Raw genomic sequence first — 26185 nt, forward strand, 5'->3', positions numbered from 1 at the left:
CCGTTTTGACTGAAAAAATTGGCTTTGTTGACACAAGATTGTCAGACAATGTCATGTTCAATTAGGTTGCTTATCGTTTCTAATGCAAATAGATTGAGTGTAAATCTGAACATTGCATCTTATAAAAAAAAGATAGGAACAGTATGCAACAACAAGAAGCGGACAGTTTGTCAGAACAAATTGCCAAACACATCGGTGAACAAATTATTCGCGGTGAGTTGGTCGAAGGCGAGCGTATTCAGGAACTCAGAATTGCGGCCGAATTGGATGTGAGCCGTGGCTCTGTTCGTGAAGCTTTATTGATTTTAGAACGGACCCAGCTCATTGAAATCTACCCGCGACGTGGCGCCTTAGTCTCTGAAATGTCGGCTTTACAAGTGCGCTCATTATTTGATATTGCAGCATTATTGTTGGGTCAAATTGTGCATCGTATGGCGGAAACGTGGCGCAGCCATGAAGCTGAGCGTATTCAGTTATTACTTGAACAATTAGACGTGGAAACTCGCCAAGGCAATACTGAAAAGTTTTATGATCTGATTTTTCAGGGCATGGCTCGTCAGCATGAAATGGTGGGAAATACCTACCTGATGCGTTATTACCAAGAATTGTTGCCATCACTCAGACGCAGTTATTTTCTGACACTGAATATTTCACGACGTGAACTACAAGAATCTTTTGATTTGTTTAAATTAGTGACTGATGCAGTTTTAATCAGAAAATCACATCAAGCCACTTTATTTATGGAAGATTTTTGTCGACACTTACGCAACCTTGTGTTGGAATCACTAACACGGATGAAACAAATCGAATTAGCGTGGGCGAGACGTTCACGCCGCTGATCAGGACATTATGCGTTTAAGCAGTTTAAAACTTTCCGGCTTCAAATCTTTTGCCGATAGCACAACTCTAAAATTTGAAGGCAACCGTAGTGCGGTTGTTGGACCGAACGGCTGTGGTAAATCCAATGTGATTGATGCCATTCGTTGGGTTATGGGTGAATCCAGTGCCCGTCAATTGCGTGGTGGCACCATGCAAGATGTTATTTTTACCGGAACGGCAAAGCGTAAACCAGTCGGGATGGCGAGTGTTGAACTGCGTTTTGATAACACCTATGGCAAGTTAGGTGGTGCTTATAATGCCTATACTGAACTGGCAGTTCGCCGTCAGGTCAATCGTGATGGTAAATCCGAATATTTCCTCAACGGCACCAAATGCCGCCGTCGTGATATTACTGATATTTTCTTAGGTACCGGTTTAGGTCCGCGTTCGTATGCGATTATTGAACAGGGCATGATCAACCGTTTGGTCGATGCCAAACCTGAAGAAATGCGTGTGTATATTGAAGAAGCCGCTGGGGTTTCTCGCTATCAAGCTCGTCGTCGTGAAACTTTACAGCATCTAGAACACACCACTCAAAATTTAGAACGTCTCGAAGACATTGCATCAGAACTGAAGTCTCAGTTGAAAACCTTAAAGCGTCAGTCTGAAACGGCAGTGCAATATAAAGAATTAGAAACCCAAATTCGTACTATTAAGATCGAAGTGCTGTCTTTCCAATGTGAACAAAGCACGCGTTTACAGCAAGAATACACGCTTCAGATGAATGAGCTCGGGGAAACCTTCAAACTGGTGCGTTCTGAGCTGAATACTCTAGAGCATGACTTATCTTCCACCAGTGCTTTATTTCAACGGCTTATTCAACAGTCCACGCCATTACAAAGCGAATGGCAACAGGCGGAAAAGAAACTGTCTGAGTTGAAAATGACACTGGAGCAAAAGCAGGATTTGTTTGCACAAAATTCGGCAAGTTTGGTGGAGCTTGAAAAGCAAAAAGCGCAAACCAAAGAACGTTTACAGCTATTAGAGTTACAACTGGAAACGCTGCAAGAACAACAAGATGGATTTGTTGAACAATTACAGCGTCAAGAAAGCAGTAGTCAGGAACAGACTCAACAATTGGCCGATTTGAAAGCTCAGCATCAACAAGCGGTTCAACAATTTGAACAATGCCGTGGGCAAGTTGAAAAGCAGCAACAGCAAAAGCTACAGATGCTGGCGCGGAGTGAACAATTGACCAAAAATATTGGTCGTATTGAGCAACAACGTGAGACTCTGCAACAGCAACGAGGTCAAATTCAGCATCAGGCGCAGCAAGATGAGTTGGAGCAGTATCAGCAAGATAAGCAACAGCTCGAACAACAAATTATGCAACAAGAGCTGGTGATTGCCGAAACTCAAGCACAGCTTGCAGCTGCACAAGAACAGCAGGCACAGCACAAAAATACGGTGTTGCAGCTAAAGTCAGAAATACAGGTGCTGTTGTCAGAGCAGAAAAACCTAAATCAATTGATGATTAAAGCCAGTCCAAAGCAGCAAAGCCAGCGTCAACATTTAATGCAGCAGTTGCAGTTGAGCACACAAGGTAAACAGCATGCACAACTGGTCGAGAAATTTTTGTCTAAATGGCTGAGTGCCCAAGTCTTGGGACACAGTGATAATTTTCAAGACAGTATTGCACGTCAGGTCAAAGGCAGTCATCACACCGCAGCACAAATCGTTGGATTAGACGCTTTGGCGACGTGGATTGAAGCACCACAGCTTTCAATCTGGCAGCAGGTCGCGATTGCTGAAACATTGACGGTGGCATTGAGTCATCAGGCTAAACTGGCTGCTGGTCAGTCGATACTCACGCTCGATGGTTATCATGTCGGTGCGGATTGGGTGATTGGTCTAGACTATGATGAGGACAGCCAAGCAGGGCAAGGTGCATTGAGCCACCGTATTCGTTTAGATGAATTGACTGAATTACTTGCAGAGCAGCAGCCAAAGCTGACGCAACTAGAAGGCCAATTGCCTGAGTTGCAAAATGCCGTACAAGCTTTACAGCAAAATCTGCAACAGCAACATAGCCAATTAAAAAATTGGCAAAAAGACATTCAAAATGCTGATGTTGCGATTGCGAAGGTACAAAGTTCCAATCAGGCATTTGCATTACAAAAGCAGCAGTTAGAAGATCAATTGCAGCAACTTGAAGCGCAGCTTGAAGAAGATGCCATGCAAAAAGACGATTTGGAAATAGATCTGCATGCGCTGACGATGAAGCTTGAGCAAGCCTTGCCCAATTATAAAACCTTGCAATTCCAAGTTGAGGAATTGAGTCTAGCGCTGGAAAGTGCTCAGCAAGTGGCATTACACAGTCAGCAAGAATTGGAAATCGTGCGTCGTCAGTCTGTACAGACGAAACAACAGATTGAATTATTAGAAAAAGACACGGTGTTTTTGAAAGCGCAAACTCAGCAAATTATTGGACAGATGGAACAAGCAAAGAAATTTGTTGATCCTGTACAGTTAGAATTGCCTGCGCTTGAGTCACAGTATTCAGAGCAAGCCCAAGTCACTGAACGTTTACAAAAAACCTGGAATGACTGGCAGCTTGAACTGAATAACGTGCAGAGCAAACAGCAGACATTGACGGAACAACGCCATTCACATCAACAGCAAGATGAAAAATTGCGTACGCAATTGGAAGAAAAGCGTTTGGCTTGGCAATCCGCGCAGTCTGATTTGCAGCATTATTCTGAACAGCTGAAAGAAATGAACAGCGAAATGCTGACAGGTTTAAGCATTGATGTGGTATCCCATCAGCAAAAACTAGAAAAAGCACAGCAGCAGTTTGATAAATTGGGTGCAGTCAACTTGGCTGCGGCAGAAGAATATACTGAAGTTTCTAAACGCTTTGATGATTTAAGCCACCAAATTGATGACTTGCAAAAGACCGTTGAACAACTGCAAACTGCGATGAAAAGCATTGATCAGGAAACGCGGAAGCTGTTTATGACCACCTTTGATAAGGTTAATGCTGAACTTCAAGCGTTGTTTCCGAAAGTATTTAATGGTGGTGAAGCAAGTTTAAGTCTTGAAGATGGTTGGCAATCAGGTGTAAAACTGATGGCACGACCACCGGGTAAACGAAATAGCTCTTTAGCATTATTGTCAGGTGGTGAAAAGGCACTGACCGCATTGGCTTTGGTTTTTGCGATTTTCCGCCTAAATCCTGCACCATTTTGCGTTTTAGACGAAGTCGATGCACCTTTAGACGATGCAAATGTAGGAAGATTTTGTAATCTTGTAAAAGAGCTTTCAGAACAAGTGCAATTTATCTACATTACACACAATAAACTGGCTATGACAATGGCAACTGACTTACTTGGTGTGACCATGCCAGAACCAGGAACTTCAAAATTAGTGACTGTGAATATAGAGCAAGCCAAAGAATACGGTTTAGCTGCGGAGGCATAACATGGAAATCACCACTATAGCTGGGATTGTAATCGCTGTAATTATAATGGTTGTGGGTATTCGAATGATGTTTCGTAAACCTGCAGATGCAGCGCCATCACTTGACACCGAATTACATATTGATCCTGATAGTCAGCAACCTGTTATTCCGCGCCATGTACGCAATCAGTTAAATACACCTGAAACCACGCAACGTGTAGAGCCGACTTTGGCTGAGGAAAAAGTCACAGCGGTTGAAACGACTGAAGCTGTTCAAGCAAATGTAACGCCAGAAGCAACGGCAACGGAACAAGCGGAGCAGAGCGTTGAGGCTATTGCAAAGACTGAGACGACAACGACGGATCCCGTTTCAGTTGAAAACGCTCAAACTGCAACAGAAGACAGTACATTGTCTACAGAAGCAACTGAATCTACAACTGTTGCATCTGTAGCCGCCGATGCCAATGACGCAGCGACTGCTGCGACACACGTTCAGGCTGACGCTGTTCCTGCGGAAAAAGCGCCAGAGTTTAGTGTAAATAGCGCAATTGAAAAAGCTGAAATCAGCGATTTTGATGAAGAAAGCAGTATTTTGGATGCGCATTTACATGAACAAAAAATTGTTGATGAAGAAAGTGCTTTAGCAACTGCGGAAACTTATATCGCCTTAAATGTTTTCCCAGATAGCCGTGCATTGTCAGGTGAAAAAGCATTAAAAGTGTTACTCAAATACGGCCTGCGTTTTGGCGAAATGGCCTGTTTCCATCGCTATGATGAAGAAGGTACAAAGTTATTATTCTCTGTATTGCAAATGAATAATGATGGCGCTGCGCAAGGTTTTGATCTTGAAACTTTATCGACTGAAGAAGTAAAAGGTTTGGCCTTCTTCTTAGCGCTGCCACACAGCGATGTACAAAATGCCTTTGATACCATGGATAGCATTTCACGTCTAATTGCCCGTGAAATTGACGGTACTGTGTATGATCAAAATAACCAAGAATTTACACCGCAGATGCGTGAACATTGGCGTCATCAAGCGATTGATTATCGTCAAGGTCAAGCCATCGAAGTCTAAGCGTCTTTGATTGAAACTCACCGAGTGGGTTTCTATAATAGCAACAGATAATGAAATTTGAGGGCGGAGCATGAACCGCCCTTTTTTATGGTGAATGTATGACACAACAATCCACTGTCGTTGCACAGATGCGACAACTGATTCAACTCTTGGCGAAACATAACCATGCCTACTATGTCATGGACACGCCAGAAATTGAGGACAGTGAATATGATCAACTTTTTCACCAATTAAAAGCCTTAGAAGAGCAATACCCTGATTTAGTGCAACCTGATACACCAACCACAAAAGTGGGTGGAAAGGCCTTGTCTAAGTTTGAATCTGTAACCCATGCAGTACCCATGTTGTCATTGGGTAATGTATTTAATGCAGAAGATTTATTTGGCTTTGCACGCCGCGTAGAAGAGCGCTTACCGAATCAAAAAATTGAATATGATGTCGAATTAAAATTTGATGGGCTGGCCATTTCTCTTTGGTATGAAAATGGCATTTTAGTCCGTGGTGTGACACGGGGTGATGGTGAAACAGGGGAAGACATTACCCAAAATGTAAAAACTATTCGTAATTTACCTAAAGTACTGACTTCTACACAGACTGAAATTCCAAGTCTGCTTGAAGTTCGTGGTGAAGTCCTGATGCCAAAGTCAGGCTTTGAAAAGCTCAATGCTGAAAACGAAGCCAAAGGTGAAAAAAACTTTGCCAATCCACGAAATGCAGCAGCAGGAAGCTTACGTCAACTCGACCCTGCAATTGCGGCTTCACGTCCATTGGCTTTTTATGCCTATGGCATTGCACAGTGCGAACCACATCATGGTCAAACCACCATGTCTGATAGCTTAGAATGGTTGACGCAGTTTGGTTTTGCTGTCGGTGAACGTCACTTTATTTGTGACAGCATTCAGGACGTACAAGCTGCGTATGAACAAATGATTATTGATCGTCCAAGCCTGAGCGTTGAAATTGATGGCATGGTGATTAAGGTAAACAGCCTGAAGCAGCAGCAAACATTGGGTTTTTTAAGTCGTGAACCACGTTGGGCAACGGCATATAAATTCCCTGCAGTCGCAGCGCTAACGACGGTTGAAAATATTGATTGGCAAGTGGGGCGTACAGGGACTTTAACTCCAGTCGCACGTTTAAATCCTGTTGCAGTCGGTGGCGTAACGGTTTCCAATGTCACTTTACATAATATTGGTGAAATTCACCGTTTAGATGTCCGTGTGGGTGATACAGTCAGTGTCTACCGTAGTGGCGATGTGATTCCAAAAGTGGAAAAAGTATGGCCTGAATTCCGTCCTGTAGATACGGTAGAAGTTCAGTTACCTGCATATTGCCCAGTCTGCTCATCTCCAGTGGTGATGCCCGAAGGTGAAGCCTTGGCACGTTGTTCAGGTGGTTTGTACTGTGCTGCACAGCGTATTGAGGCGATTCGTCACTTTGTATCGCGTAAAGCTATGGACATTGAGGGCTTAGGCGACCGTTGGGCGGAATCACTTTTACATTTGGATTTGCTCAAAGATGTTGCTGATATTTATAGCTTGCCAGAGCATCGTGAAAAATTACTGACCATTGAAAAAATGGGTGAGAAGTCGGTTCAAAACCTCATCGATTCTATTGAAAATAGTAAGAAAACGACACTAGGTGCATTTATTTATGCACTCGGCATTCGAGGCGTGGGTGAAACCACGGCACGCATGCTCGCCAATACCTTCCAAACCTTTGATGCGATTCGTCATGCAGATCTCGAATCCTTGAAAAAAACGCCAGACGTTGGTGATATTACCGCAGAATGGATAGTCGACTTTTTCCAAGCGCCGCATAATCTCGAAGTGGTTGATCGTTTGTTGGCAGCAGGGATTCATTGGGATGCACCGGTTGCGCCAAGTCGTCAGCCACTGAATGGCGAAAGTTGGGTGATTACAGGGACTCTGAGCACCATGGGGCGTGATGAAGCGACGCAAATGCTACAAGCTTTAGGCGCACGTGTCAGTGGTAGTGTTTCAGGTAAAACCAAATGTGTAGTTGCGGGTGAAAAGGCAGGTTCTAAATTAGAAAAGGCTGAAAAGCTGGGTGTGCCTGTGATGAGCGAAGAAGAGTTCATTGCCTTTGTACAACAGCATAATGCTTCTTAAGTATTGAAAATCAAACCTGAAAAGGTTGTGACTTTTGAACAAACGCCTGATGCATTGCATTGGGCGTTTTTATTTGAGCGCTTAAAAATGATCGAATGAGTAGATAAATTGGCGGTTATAGGTGAGACAGCGTACTTTAAATAGACACTAAGCATTTTGTTAAAGCGTGAATGTATTGAGATACAATTTTAGCCATAAAAAAGCAGCCCTGAGGCTGCTTATTTTTATTCAGTGATCACATTATTCTTGATCAACTTTCATTGGTTTTACATCCATTTCTTGATATGAAACCAACTTAGTTTTGTGTTTCCACTTATAACCGAACCAAATGGCAAGGAATAAGAAAATACCAATATAGGTAGAAACAACGGCCAACCATTCACCATCTAAAACGGCTTGATAGTTCTGACCAAGGACTACGATAGCACACAAAACAAAGGCAAACCACGGTGCAAATGGGAAGAATTTTGCACGGTAAGCAAGATCTTCCAATTTATTGCCTTGAGCCAAGTAGCCTTTACGGAAGCGATAATGTGAAACTGCAATACCGAGCCACACAATAAAGCCACACATACCTGACATGTTCAGTAACCAATTAAAGACCGCTTGTTCACCGATAAAAGTGGTTAAGAAGCACAGTGCCGCAATCGCCGTCGTTGCATAAAGCGCATTCATCGGTACGCCACGTGCATCTAAGCGACCAAAGACTTTCGGCGCACTGCCTTTACGTGCCATATCAAACAGCATACGAGTAGAGGAGTACATACCAGAGTTACCCGCTGATAAAATCGCAGTCAAGATCACCGCATTCATCACCGATGCAGCAAAAGCAAAACCTGCTTTTTCATACAGTAAGGTAAATGGTGATAGTGCAATATTTTCAGAAGATGCCGCTTGTAATAAACGTGGGTCATCATAGGCAATCAGTGTGCCGATAATGAAAATACACACGATATAAAACAACAAGATACGCCAGAAAATTTGCTTGATGGCAATAGGGATGGTCTTTTCAGGATCTTTCGATTCACCTGCAGCCACACCAACCATTTCAGTCCCTTGGAAAGAGAAACCGGCAATCATGGCGACACCAATCAAGGCAGATAAACCACCGACAAATGGGGCTTCACCCTTGCTCCAGTTGGCAAATGTTTCTACACCCGGTGTCAGCATGATTTTGCCAATCATAAACAGACCGATAATGATAAAGGCAACAATTGCGAGCACTTTAACAAGCGAGAAGAAGAATTCAGATTCACCGAAGCCTTTTACGGTCAGCGCATTAATAGCAAAGACGATTGCGAGGAAAATCGCACTCCAGTAAAAGCCCGGAATATCTGGAAACCAGAATTTCATAATGAATTGGACAGCAACCAATTCAAATGCCACGGTAATCGCCCAGTTGTACCAATAGTTCCAACCCAAAGCGAAGCCGAAACCACCCTCGACATATTTGGTGCCGTAGGTAAAGAATGCACCCGAAGTTGGGTTATGTGTTGCAAGCTCACCTAGACTGGTCATCAAGAAGTAAATCATGATACCAATTAAGCAGTATGCAAGCAGGGCGCCACCCGGGCCTGCATTGGCAATGGTTGCACCTGAGGCAAGGAATAAACCTGTACCAATTGATCCACCAATTGCAATCATGTTGAGATGGCGAGCACCCAACTTACGCTGAAGCTGAGCTGGTTTTTGAGTTTCGCTCATCATTGTTCCTTAAGATTTTTTTGCGTGCTCGCAAACAAGACTTTAAATCCTTGTTGGTCGGCTTTGATTGTACATTGACCGTAATGTTGCTCAATTAAAGTCGGATAATTGAGGAATCGGTTGGCAACAATCCAAAGCTCACCCCCAGACTTCAAATGTCTGCGCGAAGTTTTGCATAGATTTTCACTGGCATTGTAGTCGGTTTGAATCCCTTGATGGAAGGGTGGATTGCTGACTATGGCATGTAAAAATAATGGAGCATCCTCGATTCCTGTGACCGCTTTAATCTCAAGTTGTTCAGGTTCAAGCAAATTTTGTTCAAATGTCATTTGTGTAGACGCTAGTGCAAAGGCATCTACATCCATGGCAAAAATACGATTTTTAGGATTCAGTTTGGCTAAATAAGCACTGATAACACCCGCTCCACAGCCAAAATCAGCAATTTTGCCCGAAGTGACTTGTGATAAATAAGGCAATAAGGTAGCCGTACCCACATCTAAACGGTTCTGGCTAAATACACCCGGCAGTGCGCAAATCGTAAGCTCACCATTTGGGGTCTCTACTGGATATTTTTGCACCCATTCTTGCAGTGGCTTCAGTGATACAGTTTTTTCCAATAGGGTTTGCCACATTTGACAGTGACGCGCACTATCAATTTTTAGGGTTTTACCAAAGGGCTGTAATTGTTTTGCAGCGCGTTCAACACCGCCTTTTTTTTCACCCACGAGGAAAATAGACGTACCTTGAGCAAGATGACTTGCGACATTGTGTAATAAATAATTTAGCAGCTCTTTTGATTTCGGAACAAAAATAACCGCTTGATCAAACTGACCTTCAGGAAAATCGACACCAAAATGGACATTTGACTGTTGATTTTGAAAGTACTGAAAATCATTAAAATTCCAGCACCAAATTGATGGCTTAATATTGTCATTCAATTGACTGAGTAAGTCATCTGTCGGTGCATTTACGAAAAGCACGCGATCTTGTAATAAATCGATCTGTCGTATAACGACTTCACTTGTGAGATCCATAGATTTCTCCATCATAAAAAACACTGCCTAGGGCGGAACCTAGGCAGTGTTCTTTGACAAATGAACTTACTTCTTCACTTCAGGAAGAACAATATTCAAAATAAGGGCAGCGATACCACCAGTGGCAACGCCTGAACTGAAGATATTACGGAACAATTCAGGAAGATGTTCAAGGATTTGTGGTACTTGTGCAACACCTAGACCCAATGCCAATGAAATCGCAATGATTAATAGTGCGCGGCGGTCTAAATGAATGCCTGACAAGATATTAATACCCGAGGCAGCAACAGCACCAAACATGACCATTACAGCACCACCAAGCACGGCTTGTGGAACTGCCTGAATGACACCTGCTACAGCAGGAAGTAAGCCTAAAATAACCAATAGGGCAGCAATCCAAATGCCTACATAGCGGCTTGCAACACCTGTTAACTGAATAACACCGTTGTTTTGCGCAAATACAGAACTTGGGAATGTGTTAAAGATACCGGCAAGGAATGAGTTTGCACCATTCACCAATACACCACCTTTGATACGCTTCATCCATTCAGGACCATCTACAGCTTGATTTGAAAGTTTAGAAGTCGCGGTAATATCGCCAATCGCTTCTAAAGATGTCACAAGGTAGATAAATGCCATTGGAATAAACAAGCTCCACGAGAAGCTTAAGCCAAAGTGCATCGGTGTTGGAATTTGAACCAGTGGCGCATCTTTTAAACCATCAAAGTTTAAATGACCCATAAAGCCTGCAAGGATGTAACCCACGACTAAGGCAATTAGGATGGCAGAACTTTTTACCCATGTAATACGCACACGGTTCAATAAAATGATCAGTGCCAAAACGGTACATGACATGATGAGGTTGTCTGCATTGGCAAAGGTTTTATCGCCCATGGCCTGATAACCACCACCCATTGAAATTAAACCTTCTTTGATTAAGGTTAAGCCAATAAGTAGTACCACAATACCTGTAACCAGTGGTGTAATCAGTTTTTTCACCCACGGTAAGATTCGTGATACACCCATTTCAATGAATGAACCCGCGATCACCACACCAAAGATAGATGCCATAACTGCTTCTACAGGTGTGCCTGCCGCAACCATTGCAGAACCAATACCGATAATAGGACCAATAAAGTTAAAGCTGGTTCCTTGTACAATCAGGAGACCTGCACCAAATGGACCGACTTTTTTACATTGTAAAAAGGTTGCGATACCAGAGATCACCAATGACATCGACAGAATCATATTGGTGTCTTCTTTTGACACACCAAGTGCCAAACAGATCAGCAGACCCGGCGTCACAATTGGGACAATAATGGCCAATAAATGTTGGAACGCAGCGAGAAAAGCAATAAAAGGTTTTGGTCGATCATTCAATCCATAGACTAAATCGAGTTGATCTTTTGCTTCGGGAGATTGGTTTAAATCAGACATGCGGCACTGAAAATTAAGGCTAGGTGGCGCTATTCTAATCTGTTTACACAGCTTTACAAAACCAAAAGCGTACCAGTCGTCAAAAAAAATGCGATTGTCAATAAACTGTCACTACTAAAATCTATATTTTTTCTGTATAATTTGCCCTCAAACTTTAGGCGTATCGAATTCACATGTCAGATATTAAAACTCTCCGTAACATTGCCATCATCGCGCACGTCGACCATGGTAAAACTACTCTTGTAGACAAACTTTTACAGCAATCAGGTGCTCTTGGCGATCGCGCAGGCGAGATCGAACGTGTAATGGATTCTGGCGCTATTGAAAGTGAACGTGGTATTACCATTCTTGCAAAAAACACTGCAATCAAATGGTTAGACAAGCGTACTAACACTGAATACCGTATCAATATCGTGGATACCCCGGGACACGCCGACTTCGGTGGTGAAGTAGAACGTGTAATGTCAATGGTTGACTGCGTACTTCTTCTTGTTGATTCTCAAGAAGGCCCAATGCCACAAACTCGTTTCGTAACGCAAAAAGCGTTCGCACGTGGTTTGAAACCAATCGTAATTATTAACAAAGTGGACAAGCCAAACGCTCGTCCAGACTGGGTAATTGACCAAGTATTCGATTTGTTCGACAACCTTGGTGGTTCTGACGAACAGTTAGACTTCCCAGTCGTATATGCTTCAGGTCTTCGTGGTGTGGCTGGTCCATCTCCAGAAGAACTTGCTGAAGACATGACTCCATTGTTCGAAACAATTGTAGACATCGTTGAACCACCAGCGGTTGACGTTGACGGTCCATTCCAAATGCAAGTGTCTTCACTTGACTATAACAGCTTCGTAGGTGTTATCGGTGTTGGTCGTATTCAACGTGGTTCAGTGAAATTAAACACTCCTGTAACTGTAATCGACAAAGACGGTAAAACACGTAACGGTCGTATCTTAAAAATCATGGGTTACCATGGTTTAGAGCGTATCGATGTTGAATCAGCTTCTGCTGGTGACATCGTTTGTGTAACGGGTATTGATGAACTTCATATCTCTGACACAATCTGTGATCCAAAAGCAGTTGAAGCTTTACCTGCACTTTCTGTAGACGAACCTACAGTATCGATGACTTTCCAAGTAAACAACTCACCGTTTGCTGGTAAAGAAGGTAAATTCGTAACTTCACGTAATATCCGTGAACGTCTAGATCGCGAATTGATTCACAACGTAGCATTACGTGTTGAAGATACTGACAGTCCTGACCGTTTCAAAGTATCTGGTCGTGGTGAGCTTCACCTTTCAGTTCTTATTGAAAACATGCGTCGTGAAGGCTTCGAAATGGGCGTATCACGTCCACAAGTAATCATCAAAGAAATTGATGGTGAAAAACAAGAGCCATACGAAAACGTAACGTTTGACGTTGAAGAGCAGCACCAAGGCGCTGTAATGGAACAAATGGGTCACCGTAAAGGTGAAATGACCAATATGGAAGTTGACGGTAAAGGCCGTATCCGTATTGAAGCAACAGTTCCTTCACGTGGTTTGATTGGTTTCCGTTCTGAATTCTTAACTATGACTTCAGGTACAGGTATCATGACTTCAAGCTTCTCGCACTACGGTCCTATGAAACAAGGTACTGTTGCGAAACGTCAAAACGGTGTGTTGATTTCTATGGTTCAAGGTACTTGCTTGGGCTATGCACTATTCAGCTTACAAGACCGTGGCCGTCTATTCGCTAAACCTCAGTTAGAAGTTTATGAAGGTATGATCGTTGGTATTAACTCACGTTCAGACGACATGACTGTTAACCCAACTAAAGCGAAACAGTTAACTAACGTACGTGCTTCTGGTACTGATGATGCGTTGACTCTCGTTCCGCACATTGAATTTACGCTTGAACAAGCGCTTGAATTTATTGAAGACGACGAATTAGTTGAAGTAACTCCTAAGTCAATTCGTATCCGTAAACGCTGGTTGACTGAAAACGAACGTAAACGTAACCGTAACGGTTAATTTTACAGTTTCAAAAAAACCGCTGACTTAGGTTAGCGGTTTTTTTATGCATGGGTGTTTTGAATAAAAATGCAAAAATTGAATGACTTTATTCATTTAATTCGACATGTATAATTTTGATAAATCCTTTTTAATAGAGTGAATTACTATAGTGAAAAATGTTTTGTGTGAATTTTTATACATGGCATTTAGAATCTAATAAAAACCAAGTAAATTAGGTGGAAATAGTTATACAGATATAATGTATACTTCGTCACAAAATTAAAGCTGAAAAAAATTTCTGGAGATCACATGAGTATTATTCAAGAATTTAAAGAATTTGCCGTGAAAGGCAACGTGATGGACTTGGCTGTCGGTGTCATCATTGGTGGTGCTTTCGGTAAAATCATCGATTCCATGGTAAAAGACATTATCATGCCTTTTATTTCTTGGATCCTTGGTGGTGACGTTGATTATTCAAATTGGTTCTTAGTATTGGGCGATAACCCAAACAATTTAACCACGCTAAAAGCAGCACAGGATGCAGGCCTTAATGTTTTGGCTTACGGTAACTTCTTAACTATCTTAATCAACTTCTTGCTTTTGGCATGGGTCGTATTCTGGTTAGTGAAATTGATGAACAAATTGCGCCGTCAAAAAGTTGAAGAGCCAGCTCCAGAGGCGACTCCAGAAGATATCGAATTACTTCGTGAAATTCGTGATGAATTAAAACGTAAAGGTTAATCCTTTAGCAGTGAAAACGGCGCTTAAAGCGCCGTTTTTTATTGTGAATTTTGTTGAGGCGTCATTTTCATAAACTTAGGTTCTGATGTCGAAAAAACAATGCCATTTCGAATGCCTGTAAATACTTCATTTGCTTCTTCAGGTGATTCGGGTGCGCAGGCTTGTTGACCTAATATAAATAAGACTAAAGGGTGATTTTTGGATAATTTGCTAATTTGCTGTATCGCATCATACCATTTTGATTCATCGTTACGATTCCCATCTAAATCTAGTGCCAACTGGACTTCACCATGAGGGTTCATATCTTGATCATCATATAATGCTTGGATAAGTGCATGCTTTCGTTCACCTCGAATGATTGTAAAATCTGTTGTATCGACAGTGCCAAGACGAAAATAGTTGTAATAGCCCAATGGAATGTCCTTTATTTATTATTAAGTAGAATTGATTTAGTGCAATGTTATCTGGTTGCTATGATTTATATTATATGATTGAAAACCGCCAGCCAATGTTCTGAACGATTGAAAAAAATACTGGGATTATGTGCTTTAAGATGAAAAGCACATATTCGCGATATACTCGTTATAGCATGTTCAATGTGGGTGCTATGTTACATCCGAAACTTAATTTCTAATAAATGCCAGCCAAATTGGCTTTTGATCGGACCATGCAGTTCACGTTCGGGTAGGGTAAATACCGCCTTATCAATTGGACCAACCAGTTGGCCTTTTTTAATGTCGCCAAGCTCACCGCCTTTTTTACCTGAAGGGCATGTCGAATGCTGCTTTGCAATTTTGGCAAAGTCCGCACCGCTTTTGATTTTCTTTTTCAGTTGCTCACATAGTTCTTTATCTTTGACTAATATGTGGCGAACAATCGCAGACTTCATGCGTTATTTCCTTTCACGGTTTTCTTAGTCAGCATTTTAACCTTTTTTAAAGGCTGACACTCTGGGCAAAACACCGATGCACGTTGCCCTAGTTTGATATTTTGCAAGATGGTTTCACAGTTGATGCACATTTCACCGGCACGTCCGTAGGCGAGCAGAGTTTGTTGGAAATAACCATTTTCGCCCATCGCATTGGTGTAATCACGTAACGTCGAACCGCCTAAATCAATTGCCTGTTTTAAAATACGTTTGATTTCGATGACCATTTTTTCAACTTGTTCAAAACTCAAACTTGATGCAGGCTGCGCAGGGTGTATGCCGAGGTTAAATAAGCTTTCCGTTGCATAGATATTGCCGACACCAACCACAATATGATTGTCCATGATCGATACTTTGATACTGGTCTGCTTATTTTTAAATTTTTGGAATAAGTATTCAGCATTAAAGTCATCACTCAGCGGTTCAGGGCCAAGCGTATCAATCAGTTTGCTTTGAGATGATGCATCTAACCATAAAATACAGCCAAAACGGCGCGGATCATGATAGCGTAATTGCATATCTTCAAAATGAATCACCAGATGATCATGCTTTCGTAATGCTTCATGACCTTCACAAATCCGAAAACTGCCAGACATACCCAAATGCCACAACATGCTGTCCTGTTCAAATTCAGCCAAAATATATTTTGATCGACGGCTGAGCTGAAGCAGCTTTTGTCCGACGAGTTTTTGAATGTCGTCAGGAATAGGCCAACGCAGGCTCGACTGAAAAACCTCAACTTTGAGAACCTTTTCATTCAATAATGGCAATAAACTGGTTTTAGTGGTTTCTACTTCTGGTAATTCAGGCATAAAGGTCGAAGCAATGGATCATTCAAGTTATGCATACTATTGGGTCTAGCCCTACAGAATGCAAGTTTCATCGCGGCCTAAGGGAGTGTATGAATAGGTTATTGATTATTAATTGTGAGAATAATAAACCAACAAGTCACAATAATGAGTTTGAAAAAGCGATCAGAAGTTAAACAATTGAATTAATAGATATATAAGATATTGAAAAATAATCACTAAAAATATTGCATAACAATAGATTTATTTAAAGTCACTTATTGATAAATTAAAGTTTGGTGAATGATAAAAATAATGCTGAGATAGAACGTGAAAAATTATGTAATTTTTGTGACATTAGATTTCAAGCCTTGTGGCTTGTCTAGAGACTCTCTCCAGATTTAGGTTTTACCATGAAAAAATACAGTCTAGCTCTTCTACCTGCATTTGTTGCAGCAGCCATGACACATGTTCACGCCACAGAAGCATTCGACACTAAAGGTCAGTACATGCTCGGGGATTGGGATGGTAAACGTACCGAACTTGCACAACAAGGTGTGAAGTTTGAGGCCAATATTGCTGCTGATGCTGCCTATCTTGCCGATGGCGGTCGTAATCCGGGACATTCAGCAACGGTAGCCAGCCAATTGTGGTTAGGTACACAGCTTGATATGGAAAAACTCGCAGGTTGGGGTGGTGTGACTGTGCGTGCTGTAATGACTGCTCGTCAAGGTCAAAGTACCTCAGTTCGTGATTTGCAAGGAGATGTTCCTCAATTGGCAAATGCACAAGCCAATTTTGGCCGTGGTAACCAAGACAGCCGCTTAACCGAGCTTTCGATTGAAAAGAATTTCAAAGAACAAGGCATTAGTGTAAAAGCAGGTCGTTTAGGTCTAGGTATGGACTTTAACGTGATGGCATGTGACTTTGCCAGCACCGCATTTTGTGCAGCGCAAATGGGTAAATGGCAAGGCACAATTTGGATGAACACACCTGTAGCACAATGGGGTGGTCGTGTTAAATATCAAGCAACGCCAGAACTTGCTGCACAAGTCGGTGTATACGAATTCAATCCTGATAATGGTAATGGTAAAGCTGAAGGACAAGGTTGGAGTTTGGACACCGACAATGCTGATGGTGTAAGTATTCCTGTCGAATTGATTTGGACACCTAAACAAGCTGTAAATGGTTTGCCTGGTAGCTACCGTATCGGTGGTATGTATAACACGGCAGATAATGCTGAAAACCAATTTGATATTGCTAAAGGAAAGGTCGATGGAAAAGGGGTAAGCCCTGAAGATCGTACCTTTGGTAGTTGGATTGCGATTGAGCAACAGTTGACTTCTACGGGTTCAGGCCGTCAAGGCTTACATAGCTTTGCAAACTTCACTTGGCATGATCGTGTCACCACAAAAGTTGATAACTCACAGCAGTTGGGTTTGAAATACATTGGATTGGCCGATCGTTTACCAAACGATATGGTTGGCTTGGGCGTGAACCGTGTGCATGTCAATGATCGACTTTCTGCTGAGAAATTTGATGCAAGTGCAGAATATAATGTCGAGTTGAACTATAGCCATAACCCGACGAAATGGTTGATGATTCGTCCAAGTTTACAATATGTGATTAACCCAGGCTCAACAAATCGAGTTGATGATGCTTTCCTAATTGGTTTAAGCTCTAAGGTAATCTTCTAATGTTAAAATAGGTGCTCTATGCAAAGTAAATTTAACGTCACATCATTTAAGACACATTTACTTTGCCTGACGGCATGTATTAGCCAACAGCTGTATGCAGAAACAGGTTCTACGGAACCTGTTTTACTTCCTGAGATTACTATTGAAGCACCACGAACCAATACCACGTGGTTAAAAACACCTGCATCGGTATACCGTGTACAGCAGGCTGAAAATAATAACAATACTGGCGTGAATCTGTCCGAAACCTTAAAAGGTGTGCCCGGACTACAACTGAATAACCGTGAAAACTATGCACAAGACTTGCAACTGTCTATGCGAGGCTTTGGAGCACGTTCAACATTTGGTGTGCGTGGTATCCGTTTATATGTTGATGGAATCCCTGCGACCATGCCGGATGGTCAGGGACAGACATCAAATATCGATATGAGTAGCTTAAATCATATCGAGGTATTGGGCGGGCCATTTTCCTCTTTATATGGTAACTCTTCGGGTGGGGCGATTTTAACAACGACCAAGCAAGGTACTGGAAAAGACTCCATCGAACTCGGCTATTCAGGCGGCAGTCATAATAAAAGCCGTGCTGATATTGTGCTGCAAGGTGGCTCAGAACAGGCCAATGAACCTAGCTATGTTGTGAGTTCTTCTTATTTTGAAACCGATGGCTACCGTGATCATAGTGCTGCAAATAAGGTACTCAGCAATGCAAAACTGACGTGGGATTTGGATGATGGTTCCAAGGTCAATTGGATTGTGAATCATGTGGATATCAATGCCGATGATCCACAAGGTCTGAATCGGGAGCAATTGCGTCAAAATCCGAAACAAGTTAATGATGCCAATAATACCTATGATGTACGTAAGGAAATTAGCCAAACTCAAACTGGGTTGACGTGGAAAAAACCATTGAATGAGCAGCATGAACTCAATGCAATGGTGTATATGGGGCAACGTGATGTGGTGCAGTATCAGTCCATCCCCAAAAATCCACAAAATAATGCGCGCCATGCAGGTGGTGTGATTGATTTTAGCCGTGATTATTATGGAACAGATATTCGCTGGACAGGCAAAGACCTTTTGCCGAATACGCGTTTTACTGCAGGCCTTGCCTTTGATTATATGGATGAAGACCGTAAGGGCTATGAAAATTTTGATGCCAATGGAAATTTTGGCAAGAATGGCAATATTCGTCGAAATGAAAATAACACCTTGTGGAATTTAGATCCCTATGTCCAAGCTTCGTGGAATTTTTTACCCAATTGGACTTTAGATACAGGGCTACGATATAGCAATGTTCATTATGAATCTGACGATAAATATGTCGTGGGTTTAAATAAGGATGACAGCGGTAAAACCGACTATGACAAAGTTTTACCTTCAGCAGCATTAAGTTGGAATATTGCGCCTCAACTGAATGCCTATGCCAGTTATGCCAAAGGTTTTGAAACACCGACCTTTACAGAAATGGCCTATTCTAAAGATGACGGTATGAATTTTGATTTAAAACCGGCCAGTAGCGATAACTACGAGCTTGGGCTTAAATCACAAAATGCATTGGGGAATTTCACTGCAGCGGTGTTCCAAAGCAAAACTCAAGATGACATCGTCTCTGCAGGAAGTATCAATGGTCGTGCAACCTATAAAAATGCCGATAAAACCTTACGTGAAGGTGTGGAGCTTTCGTGGAATAAACAGCTATGGCGAGATTTAAGCGCGCAAGCAAGTTACAGTTATATCGATGCCACTTTTGATGCCGCAATTCCTGACAGTGATGTCGTCAAAGGCACCTATATTCCGGGTATTGCCAAAAACCAAGCGTTTGCCGCACTGAATTGGCTGCCAGATATTGGCTTTAATGCCGGCCTAGATGTTCGCTATATGGATAAAGTCTATGTCGATGATGCCAACAGTGATGCTGCGTCGAGCTATACCGTGGTTTCTGCCAACGCTGGTTATGTGTGGAAACAAGCAGATTGGAAAGTTAAAACCTATGTACGTGCAGATAATTTGTTTGATGAGAACTATGTCGGATCAGTGATCGTCAATGATGGAAATGGACGCTTCTTTGAACCAGCGGATGGTTTGAATTGGAGTGCAGGATTAAGTGTGACCAAAGCCTTCTAAAAGGAGAGTAATGTGGCGTTGTTATTTCAACCAATTCAGTTTGGAACATTGGGGCTGACTAATCGAATCGTGATTGCACCCATGTGTCAATATTCTGCCAATGAGCAAGGGGAGTTAAGCTATTGGCATGAACAACAATGGGCGAATTATGCCTTGTCAGGTGCCGGACTTTGTATCGTCGAGGCAACGGCTGTAAAGGCAGAGGGGCGCATTAGCTATGCAGACCTCGGCCTTTGGAATGATATGCAACGAGCGCAGATGAAGGCACTATTGGCCAAGGTGAAATCACTTTCCCCTATGCCATTTGCTATCCAACTGGCACATGCGGGTCGTAAGGCATCGACAGATAAACCTTGGGCAGGACGTGGACAATTACCCCCTGATGTGTGCTGAATTAGCAGGAGACTTTCACTTGGGAGATTCTAGGCAGCTAACCGATAAAAGTCTTCTGCCATTTGATTTGGTGTCTTAAAATCCAAGCCTTTTTGAATTCTTCGCTGATTATAAAATAACTCTATATATTTTGTAATATCCGCTTTGGCTTCTTCCCTTGTTTTGTAGTTGCGATGATGGACTAGTTCATTTTTGAGTATGCCCCAGAAACTCTCTATCGGTGCATTATCAAAGCAGTCGCCTTTTTTGCTCATTGAACCCTGAAAATCAAATTTCTCAAGTAAGTTTCGATATTCATTACTGCAATATTGGCTGCCTCTATCTGAATGTACAATGAGATCTTTAGCAGGTTTCTGATTGCGAATAGCCATATTCAATGCATCACAAACAAGCTTGGCTGTCATGCGCTCATTTAAGCTATAGCCAACAACCTGTTTCGTGTAAAGATCTTTGACAGCTGCCAAGTACAACCAGCCCTCAGCCGTCCAAATGTAGGTAATGTCACTCGACCACGCAAGATTAGGCTTCGTCATTGAAAACTGTTGCTTGAGTAAATTGTCATAAATAGAACGGTTGTGATCACTGTTCGTGGTTCTTTTGAAACGCTTATGGCGCTTACAATACAACTGATTTGATTTTTTTATTTGGCGCACAGCATACGTACTTATTTTGATACCTTGCGCTTGTAAATGCTTGGTTAATCGAACATAGCCATAGCTTTGTTTGGTTTCTTCATGGGCTATTTTGACCAAAATTGTCTGCTGATTTCGCTGAATTGATCTTTTACTCATGCCTCGCTTTAGCCAATCATAAAAGCGAGAAACGGATACACGAAGTAATCGAGCCATTAAAATAATCGGAAATAAGTGGCTTTGCGATTTCATATAGGCGTACCTCACTGACTTTCTTTGGCAAAGTACGCTGCTGCCTTTTTTAAAAATTCACGTTCCATTTCAGCTGTTTTGAGCTGTTGTTTAAGCTTCTTATTTTCTTCGAGTAAGGCGTTTAGATCGGGCGAATACTGTTTTGTGCCTGCTAAAGTTCCAGCCTTTGCTTTGTTATTCCAGTTCGAAAGGGTTTGCATTGAAATGCCAAGTTGTCTAGCGGATTCCGATACATTACCTTGGTTCTCTTCAATGGCTTTTATGGCTTCAGCTTTAAATTCTGCGGTGTAAGTCTTCTGTTTCTTGCTCATGGTAAACTCCTAATGAGTATGTATAGTTTACCAAGTTAAACCCTCCTGTTTTTTAAGCACACATCACCCAGATCATCCTCAAGGATGGCAAACTGTTTCAGCAAGTGAGTTGCCCTTTAATGTCACAGATCATGCACCCCATGCTTTAAGTCGAGATGAAATCCAGCAGATCATTCAAGACTTTGCCGATTCAGCAAAACGTGCAGTAGATGCGGGCTTTGACTTAATTGAGCTACATGCTGCACATGGTTATTTGCTGCATCAATTTATGTCACCATTGTCGAATCAACGTAGCGATGAATATGGTGGCAGTCTGGAAAATCGCATTCGGCTGACGCTTGAAGTGTTCCAAGCCATGAAAAATGCCGTTCCTGAAGATTATCCAATTGGGGTACGTATTTCTGCAACTGACTGGATGGAATATACTGAAGCACCGAGTTGGGATCTAGACTCGGCTGTTGGCTTGTCAAAAGCGCTTGCACAACTAGGCACAGCCTATATTCATGTTTCTAGTGGCGGCTTAGATGTGGCCCAAAAAATTCAATTACAAGCCAGTTATCAAGTGCCTTTTGCTGAAGCCATAAAGCAAGCCGTTCAGGTTCCCGTAATTGCTGTGGGTTTAATTACCGAAGCAATGCAAGCCGAAGGCATCTTACAATATGGCATGGCAGATGCGATTGGTCTTGCTCGTGCAATTCAATATGACCCGCGTTGGCCATGGCATGCCGCTGCTGAACTCGGTGAAAACCTAAAAATTTCTCCGCAGTATTTACGCTGTCAGCCGCATGCACAAAGAAGTCAATTTACGGCTTTCTAATTTTCAAAATTTATAGCGGTCCGATCTACACTCTCAGGTTGAGGGTGTGGATAGAAGAGTCTATTACACAGGATATTTCGTATGGTCTTTGAGGTGATTGGTCCAATCTTTTTTCTTTTGGCCTTGGGATATCTGTCTGTAAAATGCAGTTTATTGAGCAAAGAACAAGTTGGAACCATTGGCGCATTTGTGATTAAGATTGCATTGCCGGCTTTGTTTTTTCAGTCATTAGCTTCTAAAGATTTGCATCAAATTTGGTATCCCGGCTATTTCTTTGTTTATACCGGAGTCACGTTTTTACTGTATGGTATGGCCTATTGGCTATTGTCGACACATTTTAAAAATAATATGTCGCAAACAGCGGTACTGTCATTAGGCGCTGGCATGTCAAATACAGGCTTAATTGGCACTGCAGTGCTAAGCTTGTTGGTCGGTCAAAATGCGATGACCTATACCTCACTAATCGTCATTATTGAAAGTGTGCTACTGATTCCAACGGTACTGGTCCTTGCGCAATTAGGAAGTTCACAGCAAAAAGCCAATATTGGCGACATCATCAAAAATACCTTAATGACCCTGTTAAAAAATCCACTCTTTGCAGGGGTAATGCTAGGGATTGGGTTTGCAATTTTCCAAATTCGTTTGCCTCATCAAATCAATGATGTACTAGCGATGTTAGGTCAAACGGCTTCACCACTGGCACTGTTTGCAATTGGTGGAGGGATTGTCGGTATGAGCTTAAAGTATGTGAATGCTCAGAGCTTCTATTTGGTGATTTCAAGCAACTTGGTGATGCCTTTACTGACTTATTTAGGCTTACGTTATTTGACCGATGTCAGCCAAGAGATGTTATATGCAGGGACGATTATTGCCGCATTACCGATGCCGACGATTTTTGCCATGCTAGGACAAGTGTATGGCTTAAATGAAAAGACCTTAACGCCTTTGTTGATGAGTACTATCTTGGGCTTTGTCGTAACAGGTGTATTAATCAGTCTGTGGTGGGCGTGATTTTGATCAGCTCAAGATTTGCTTAAACCCATGAAAAAGCCCTGCATGTGCAGGGCTTTTTTTAATGCTCAATTAACTCTTTTTCGCATTGGCTTTAGGTGCTTTGGCTTGTTCAGCAATCATTTTATCCACGGTTGCCAAAGATTCTTTGGCTTGCGGAATATTTTCTTTGGCTAATGCGCTAAATATTTTTTTAGCTTCAGGCAAATTTTGCGGGATGATATTGCCATTTACAAACATATTGCCCACTGCCATCAATGCAGGGACATAACCTTTTTTCGCTAACTCTTGAATGCTATTTAGACCTTGCTGAATAGGCTTTTCATTTTTAGCTTTAAAGCCAGCACTGATGTCATAAAGCGCTTTGGCATGAATCGCAGGGTAGTTGCCTTTTTTAATCAGCGGATCAAGTTTGCTGAGTGCCAATTTATCTGACTCAGGCTTATTTTCTGCAAAAAGTAAAATGGCATAGTCGATGGAGGCATCGTCAAACCCTGCCGAAGATGCGCGTTCTAAATATTGTTTGGCCTTATTGGTATCTTGTTTTAAGCTCAGTGTGCCCGTTGCATAATTTTTACCTAAAACATAGTTAGCAACTGGGTAACCTTTGGCTGCAGCCTGTTCATAGAGTTGGATGGCTTTTTTCTCATCCTTCGCTACGCCTTGACCTGTTTGAGTAAGATAGCCCAAATTATAAATGGCCTGAGCATTACCTTTTGCTGCAAGCTTGCTCAGTGTCTGGTAGGCACCATTCATATCTTTGGCCTTGACCATAGCTTCCACTTTAGCAAATTCAGGATCGACGGCATCTGTTTTAGTTTCAGCAAAAGCCAATTGAGCGCTCATTGCTATAATGCTTGCGAGTAGGATTTTTTTCATCTTGAAACCTTTTGTAAATCATACACATAATTCCGTTTATGTGTTTTGGTGGTTATTTTTGTCGGTTTTTACATCATAGGTAGATTTACGTAAATGTAAAGTGAGGAATTGTGATTTAAAGCGTTTTTATAAAATAATGTTGATTGCCCTTAGCGCTTTAAATGCCATGACTTTATTGCATCAAAAGCCTTTGCAAAAAAGCAGGACTCTGATTTAATCGCGCATTGTTATTTTCTCAGAGGCAGCGCGATGTTTATTAAAGGCATTAAACGCAATTACGATAAAATCAATGCAGATGAATCGATTGCAGATGAAGATAAAATAGATGCGCTTTTGATGAAACTGGGTGCAGAGTTTTTAGTCAGTAAAGAGGATCGGGTTTATATTTTCAAAAAAGGCGATTTAGAAGCTAAATTTGATGCCAAACATGCGCGCGCCTATCATTTTAAAGAATATGTATGCAAAGACATGAATAAGTTGTTTCATGGATTTTGATTAAAATCATGATTTAAAAACGAAGACGTGAGGGGAAATAAAGTTCCTCCTTATTTTTGACTGTTGTGTGCTGCAACAGCATATGTGATTTAAAAAAACCTTTCTTTTCAAAAGTATAATATTTTCTAAAAATATAAATTGAATAAAATAGATACAAGGCATCTATGATGAATATAGATATACATGATTCATTGAGATGTATTTAAATATGATAAAAATAAGTGCCATCTTGATCCTTAGTTTCGTTTGTTCAATGACCAGTTGGGCTCAACAACCCAAGCTTGTACCTCATCCAATCCATTTAAAAAATGGCAAGCAGTTTTCATTAAATTTGCCTGCAAATTTCGAGATCATTCCTGCTGCTGAAGGTCTCAAACGGGTACGCTTTTTTTCGCAAGCGCCTGATCGCAGAATGCTTGTCACGGATATGTATGACCTAACAGATAATAAAAAAGGTACTGTATATATATTGGATGATTGGAATGCTGACACAGGTAAATTTGGCAAAATCATTCCTTATTTGACTGGTTTGAGAAATCCAAATTCAGTTCAGTTTTATACCGATGCTCAAGGACAGGATTGGCTCTATTTGGCAGAAACGCACCAACTGACACGGCAAAAATTCAACAAAGGAGAAACTCAGCCTTCGAGTAAGGCTGAAGTTTTAGCGACATTTCCTGATTATGGTTTGAGTTATAAATACGGCGGTTGGCATCTGACGCGGACGATTGCAGTCGGTGGAAATGGAAAGATTTATGTGTCGGTTGGCTCGAGTTGTAATGCGTGTGTAGAGAAAGAAAAAGTGCGAGCCTCAGTCATCGAGATGAATCCTGATGGTTCAGAGCAACGGATGTATGCGACAGGTTTACGTAACGCAGTTGGATTAAAATGGATCGGAAAATTTCTATTTGCAACCAATCAAGGTTCCGATCATTTGGGAAGTAAAAAGCCCGATGAAACTTTTTATGCGTTAAAGCGGGATGCCGATTATGGCTGGCCCGCATGTTATTCATGGCAGGGCAAAGTCTTGGCGGATTCTAAATTTAAACGTGCATCTGGCTGTAAAAATGTTCCATCGCCCTATGCTTATTTTCCTGCTCATTCCTCTGCATTGGGTTTTGATTATTTTGATGACCCTCATACCGATGCCACTATTAAAAATGCTTTTTTAGTGGCTTTGCATGGCTCTACCGACGAGGCGATTGGTCATGGCTATCAAATTGCAATGATGCGTAAAGGACAAAAACTTGAAACCTTTATGGATGGTTTTTTAGTCGGTAAAACGGTGTATGGGCGACCCGCAGATATTTATAAGATCGATGGAAAATCATTTTATTTTTCAGATGATCGGGCAGGAGTGATTTATTATGTGAGGGAAAAAAATGAGTGATATAAAAGCCAAAATTTTTAGGCTTTGGCTTTAAATGATTGGATTTTAAAAATTACGATTTAATCGCAACTTCGTT

19 protein-coding genes and 2 pseudogenes are annotated in these 26185 nt (G+C 41.7%); 13 read left to right on the forward strand and 8 right to left on the reverse strand.

The window, feature by feature from the left end; translation table 11 throughout:
• Positions 1-143 precede the first annotated feature (143 nt).
• From MST17_RS03385 to ligA, 4 genes are all read left to right on the forward strand, one after another.
• A complete protein-coding gene (locus MST17_RS03385; protein WP_078191157.1) occupies positions 144-839 on the forward strand; it encodes a GntR family transcriptional regulator in 696 nt (231 codons plus the stop codon).
• Positions 840-849: 10 nt separating this feature from the next.
• Positions 850-4299, forward strand: coding sequence for a chromosome segregation protein SMC (gene smc, locus MST17_RS03390; protein ID WP_180026903.1), 3450 nt, complete (start codon positions 850-852; stop codon positions 4297-4299).
• Between the two features lies 1 nt (position 4300).
• Positions 4301-5353: a cell division protein ZipA C-terminal FtsZ-binding domain-containing protein gene (locus MST17_RS03395; RefSeq protein ID WP_180026902.1), complete on the forward strand. Its 1053-nt coding sequence runs from the start codon at positions 4301-4303 to the stop codon at positions 5351-5353.
• 98 nt (positions 5354-5451) lie between these two features.
• On the forward strand, positions 5452-7485 hold the full coding sequence (gene ligA / locus MST17_RS03400) for an NAD-dependent DNA ligase LigA (protein ID WP_180026901.1): 2034 nt from the start codon (positions 5452-5454) through the stop codon (positions 7483-7485).
• Positions 7486-7725: 240 nt separating this feature from the next.
• Here ligA and MST17_RS03405 read toward each other — a convergent pair whose 3' ends face one another.
• The 3 genes from MST17_RS03405 to MST17_RS03415 all read right to left on the reverse strand — a co-directional run bounded on the left by MST17_RS03405 (position 7726) and on the right by MST17_RS03415 (position 11660).
• Entirely contained in the window at positions 7726-9189 is a 1464-nt protein-coding gene (locus MST17_RS03405) for an amino acid permease (RefSeq protein WP_180026900.1), read from the reverse strand.
• On the reverse strand, positions 9189-10223 hold the full coding sequence (locus MST17_RS03410; protein ID WP_180026899.1) for a methyltransferase: 1035 nt from the start codon (positions 10221-10223) through the stop codon (positions 9189-9191). The genes MST17_RS03405 and MST17_RS03410 overlap by 1 nt, the downstream gene beginning before the upstream one ends.
• A gap of 66 nt (positions 10224-10289) precedes the next feature.
• A complete protein-coding gene (locus MST17_RS03415) occupies positions 10290-11660 on the reverse strand; it encodes a uracil-xanthine permease family protein (RefSeq protein WP_078191151.1) in 1371 nt (456 codons plus the stop codon).
• 173 nt (positions 11661-11833) lie between these two features.
• On the opposite strand from MST17_RS03415, the gene typA reads away from it, so the two are divergent.
• Together typA and mscL are read left to right on the forward strand one after the other, a co-directional pair.
• The gene (gene typA / locus MST17_RS03420) at positions 11834-13669 is read left to right on the forward strand and encodes a translational GTPase TypA (protein WP_111884800.1); all 1836 of its coding nucleotides are present in this window, start codon (positions 11834-11836) and stop codon (positions 13667-13669) included.
• 291 nt (positions 13670-13960) lie between these two features.
• Positions 13961-14392 carry a large conductance mechanosensitive channel protein MscL gene (gene mscL, locus MST17_RS03425; RefSeq protein ID WP_180026898.1) on the forward strand — a complete coding sequence of 144 codons (432 nt, stop codon included), beginning with the start codon at positions 13961-13963 and terminating at the stop codon, positions 14390-14392.
• A gap of 38 nt (positions 14393-14430) precedes the next feature.
• Here the strand turns inward: mscL and MST17_RS03430 are convergent, their stop codons facing one another.
• The 3 genes from MST17_RS03430 to mutM all read right to left on the reverse strand — a co-directional run bounded on the left by MST17_RS03430 (position 14431) and on the right by mutM (position 16132).
• Positions 14431-14805 (reverse strand): hypothetical protein, encoded by a 375-nt coding sequence (locus MST17_RS03430; protein WP_005007840.1) that lies wholly within the window; start codon positions 14803-14805, stop codon positions 14431-14433.
• 197 nt (positions 14806-15002) lie between these two features.
• Positions 15003-15281, reverse strand: coding sequence for a peptidylprolyl isomerase (locus MST17_RS03435; protein WP_180026897.1), 279 nt, complete (start codon positions 15279-15281; stop codon positions 15003-15005).
• Entirely contained in the window at positions 15278-16132 is an 855-nt protein-coding gene (mutM, locus tag MST17_RS03440; RefSeq protein WP_180026896.1) for a bifunctional DNA-formamidopyrimidine glycosylase/DNA-(apurinic or apyrimidinic site) lyase, read from the reverse strand. The genes MST17_RS03435 and mutM overlap by 4 nt, the downstream gene beginning before the upstream one ends.
• A 389-nt stretch (positions 16133-16521) precedes the next feature.
• Between mutM and MST17_RS03445 the strand changes: the two genes are divergently transcribed.
• The 3 genes and pseudogenes from MST17_RS03445 to MST17_RS03455 all read left to right on the forward strand — a co-directional run.
• Positions 16522-17805 (forward strand): carbohydrate porin, encoded by a 1284-nt coding sequence (locus tag MST17_RS03445; RefSeq protein ID WP_180026895.1) that lies wholly within the window; start codon positions 16522-16524, stop codon positions 17803-17805.
• An 18-nt stretch (positions 17806-17823) separates the two neighbouring features.
• Positions 17824-19929 carry a TonB-dependent receptor gene (locus MST17_RS03450; protein ID WP_180026894.1) on the forward strand — a complete coding sequence of 702 codons (2106 nt, stop codon included), beginning with the start codon at positions 17824-17826 and terminating at the stop codon, positions 19927-19929.
• A gap of 12 nt (positions 19930-19941) precedes the next feature.
• A pseudogene (locus tag MST17_RS03455) lies at positions 19942-20313 on the forward strand (oxidoreductase); the annotation flags it as partial.
• Between the two features lie 38 nt (positions 20314-20351).
• Here MST17_RS03455 and MST17_RS03460 read toward each other — a convergent pair.
• A protein-coding gene (locus MST17_RS03460) for an IS3 family transposase (RefSeq protein WP_119285041.1) occupies positions 20352-21517 on the reverse strand; the annotation gives its coding sequence in 2 pieces (ribosomal slippage) (positions 20352-21259 and positions 21259-21517; 1167 coding nt in all).
• Positions 21518-21584: 67 nt separating this feature from the next.
• On the opposite strand from MST17_RS03460, the pseudogene MST17_RS03465 reads away from it, so the two are divergent.
• Together MST17_RS03465 and MST17_RS03470 are read left to right on the forward strand one after the other, a co-directional pair.
• Positions 21585-22334: pseudogene (locus MST17_RS03465) on the forward strand (tRNA-dihydrouridine synthase); the annotation flags it as partial.
• An 81-nt stretch (positions 22335-22415) separates the two neighbouring features.
• Positions 22416-23345 (forward strand): AEC family transporter, encoded by a 930-nt coding sequence (locus MST17_RS03470; RefSeq protein ID WP_180027265.1) that lies wholly within the window; start codon positions 22416-22418, stop codon positions 23343-23345.
• 72 nt (positions 23346-23417) lie between these two features.
• Here the strand turns inward: MST17_RS03470 and MST17_RS03475 are convergent, their stop codons facing one another.
• Positions 23418-24224 carry a tetratricopeptide repeat protein gene (locus MST17_RS03475; RefSeq protein ID WP_180027264.1) on the reverse strand — a complete coding sequence of 269 codons (807 nt, stop codon included), beginning with the start codon at positions 24222-24224 and terminating at the stop codon, positions 23418-23420.
• A gap of 249 nt (positions 24225-24473) precedes the next feature.
• On the opposite strand from MST17_RS03475, the gene MST17_RS03480 reads away from it, so the two are divergent.
• The gene (locus MST17_RS03480; RefSeq protein WP_078191141.1) at positions 24474-24719 is read left to right on the forward strand and encodes a hypothetical protein; all 246 of its coding nucleotides are present in this window, start codon (positions 24474-24476) and stop codon (positions 24717-24719) included.
• 208 nt (positions 24720-24927) lie between these two features.
• A complete protein-coding gene (locus tag MST17_RS03485; protein WP_180027263.1) occupies positions 24928-26109 on the forward strand; it encodes a sorbosone dehydrogenase family protein in 1182 nt (393 codons plus the stop codon).
• Positions 26110-26185: the final 76 nt, after the last annotated feature.

Origin of the sequence: Acinetobacter sp. YH16056_T, from assembly GCF_024605895.1 — a bacterium.
In the GTDB taxonomy this organism is placed as follows: Bacteria; Pseudomonadota; Gammaproteobacteria; order Pseudomonadales; family Moraxellaceae; genus Acinetobacter; species Acinetobacter amyesii.

Bases quoted from the DNA above. Each gene is read 5' to 3' on its own strand.
- MST17_RS03450 (WP_180026894.1), top strand. From the start codon at position 17,824: ATGCAAAGTAAATTTAACGTCACATCATTTAAGACACATTTACTTTGC.
- MST17_RS03395 (WP_180026902.1), top strand. From the start codon at position 4,301: ATGGAAATCACCACTATAGCTGGGATTGTAATCGCTGTAATTATAATG.
- ligA (WP_180026901.1), top strand. From the start codon at position 5,452: ATGACACAACAATCCACTGTCGTTGCACAGATGCGACAACTGATTCAA.
- mscL (WP_180026898.1), top strand. From the start codon at position 13,961: ATGAGTATTATTCAAGAATTTAAAGAATTTGCCGTGAAAGGCAACGTG.
- MST17_RS03385 (WP_078191157.1), top strand. From the start codon at position 144: ATGCAACAACAAGAAGCGGACAGTTTGTCAGAACAAATTGCCAAACAC.
- MST17_RS03445 (WP_180026895.1), top strand. From the start codon at position 16,522: ATGAAAAAATACAGTCTAGCTCTTCTACCTGCATTTGTTGCAGCAGCC.
- MST17_RS03470 (WP_180027265.1), top strand. From the start codon at position 22,416: ATGGTCTTTGAGGTGATTGGTCCAATCTTTTTTCTTTTGGCCTTGGGA.
- MST17_RS03410 (WP_180026899.1), bottom strand. From the start codon at position 10,223: ATGGATCTCACAAGTGAAGTCGTTATACGACAGATCGATTTATTACAA.
- mutM (WP_180026896.1), bottom strand. From the start codon at position 16,132: ATGCCTGAATTACCAGAAGTAGAAACCACTAAAACCAGTTTATTGCCA.
- MST17_RS03480 (WP_078191141.1), top strand. From the start codon at position 24,474: ATGTTTATTAAAGGCATTAAACGCAATTACGATAAAATCAATGCAGAT.
- MST17_RS03435 (WP_180026897.1), bottom strand. From the start codon at position 15,281: ATGAAGTCTGCGATTGTTCGCCACATATTAGTCAAAGATAAAGAACTA.
- typA (WP_111884800.1), top strand. From the start codon at position 11,834: ATGTCAGATATTAAAACTCTCCGTAACATTGCCATCATCGCGCACGTC.
- MST17_RS03405 (WP_180026900.1), bottom strand. From the start codon at position 9,189: ATGAGCGAAACTCAAAAACCAGCTCAGCTTCAGCGTAAGTTGGGTGCT.
- smc (WP_180026903.1), top strand. From the start codon at position 850: ATGCGTTTAAGCAGTTTAAAACTTTCCGGCTTCAAATCTTTTGCCGAT.
- MST17_RS03475 (WP_180027264.1), bottom strand. From the start codon at position 24,224: ATGAAAAAAATCCTACTCGCAAGCATTATAGCAATGAGCGCTCAATTG.
- MST17_RS03485 (WP_180027263.1), top strand. From the start codon at position 24,928: ATGATAAAAATAAGTGCCATCTTGATCCTTAGTTTCGTTTGTTCAATG.
- MST17_RS03415 (WP_078191151.1), bottom strand. From the start codon at position 11,660: ATGTCTGATTTAAACCAATCTCCCGAAGCAAAAGATCAACTCGATTTA.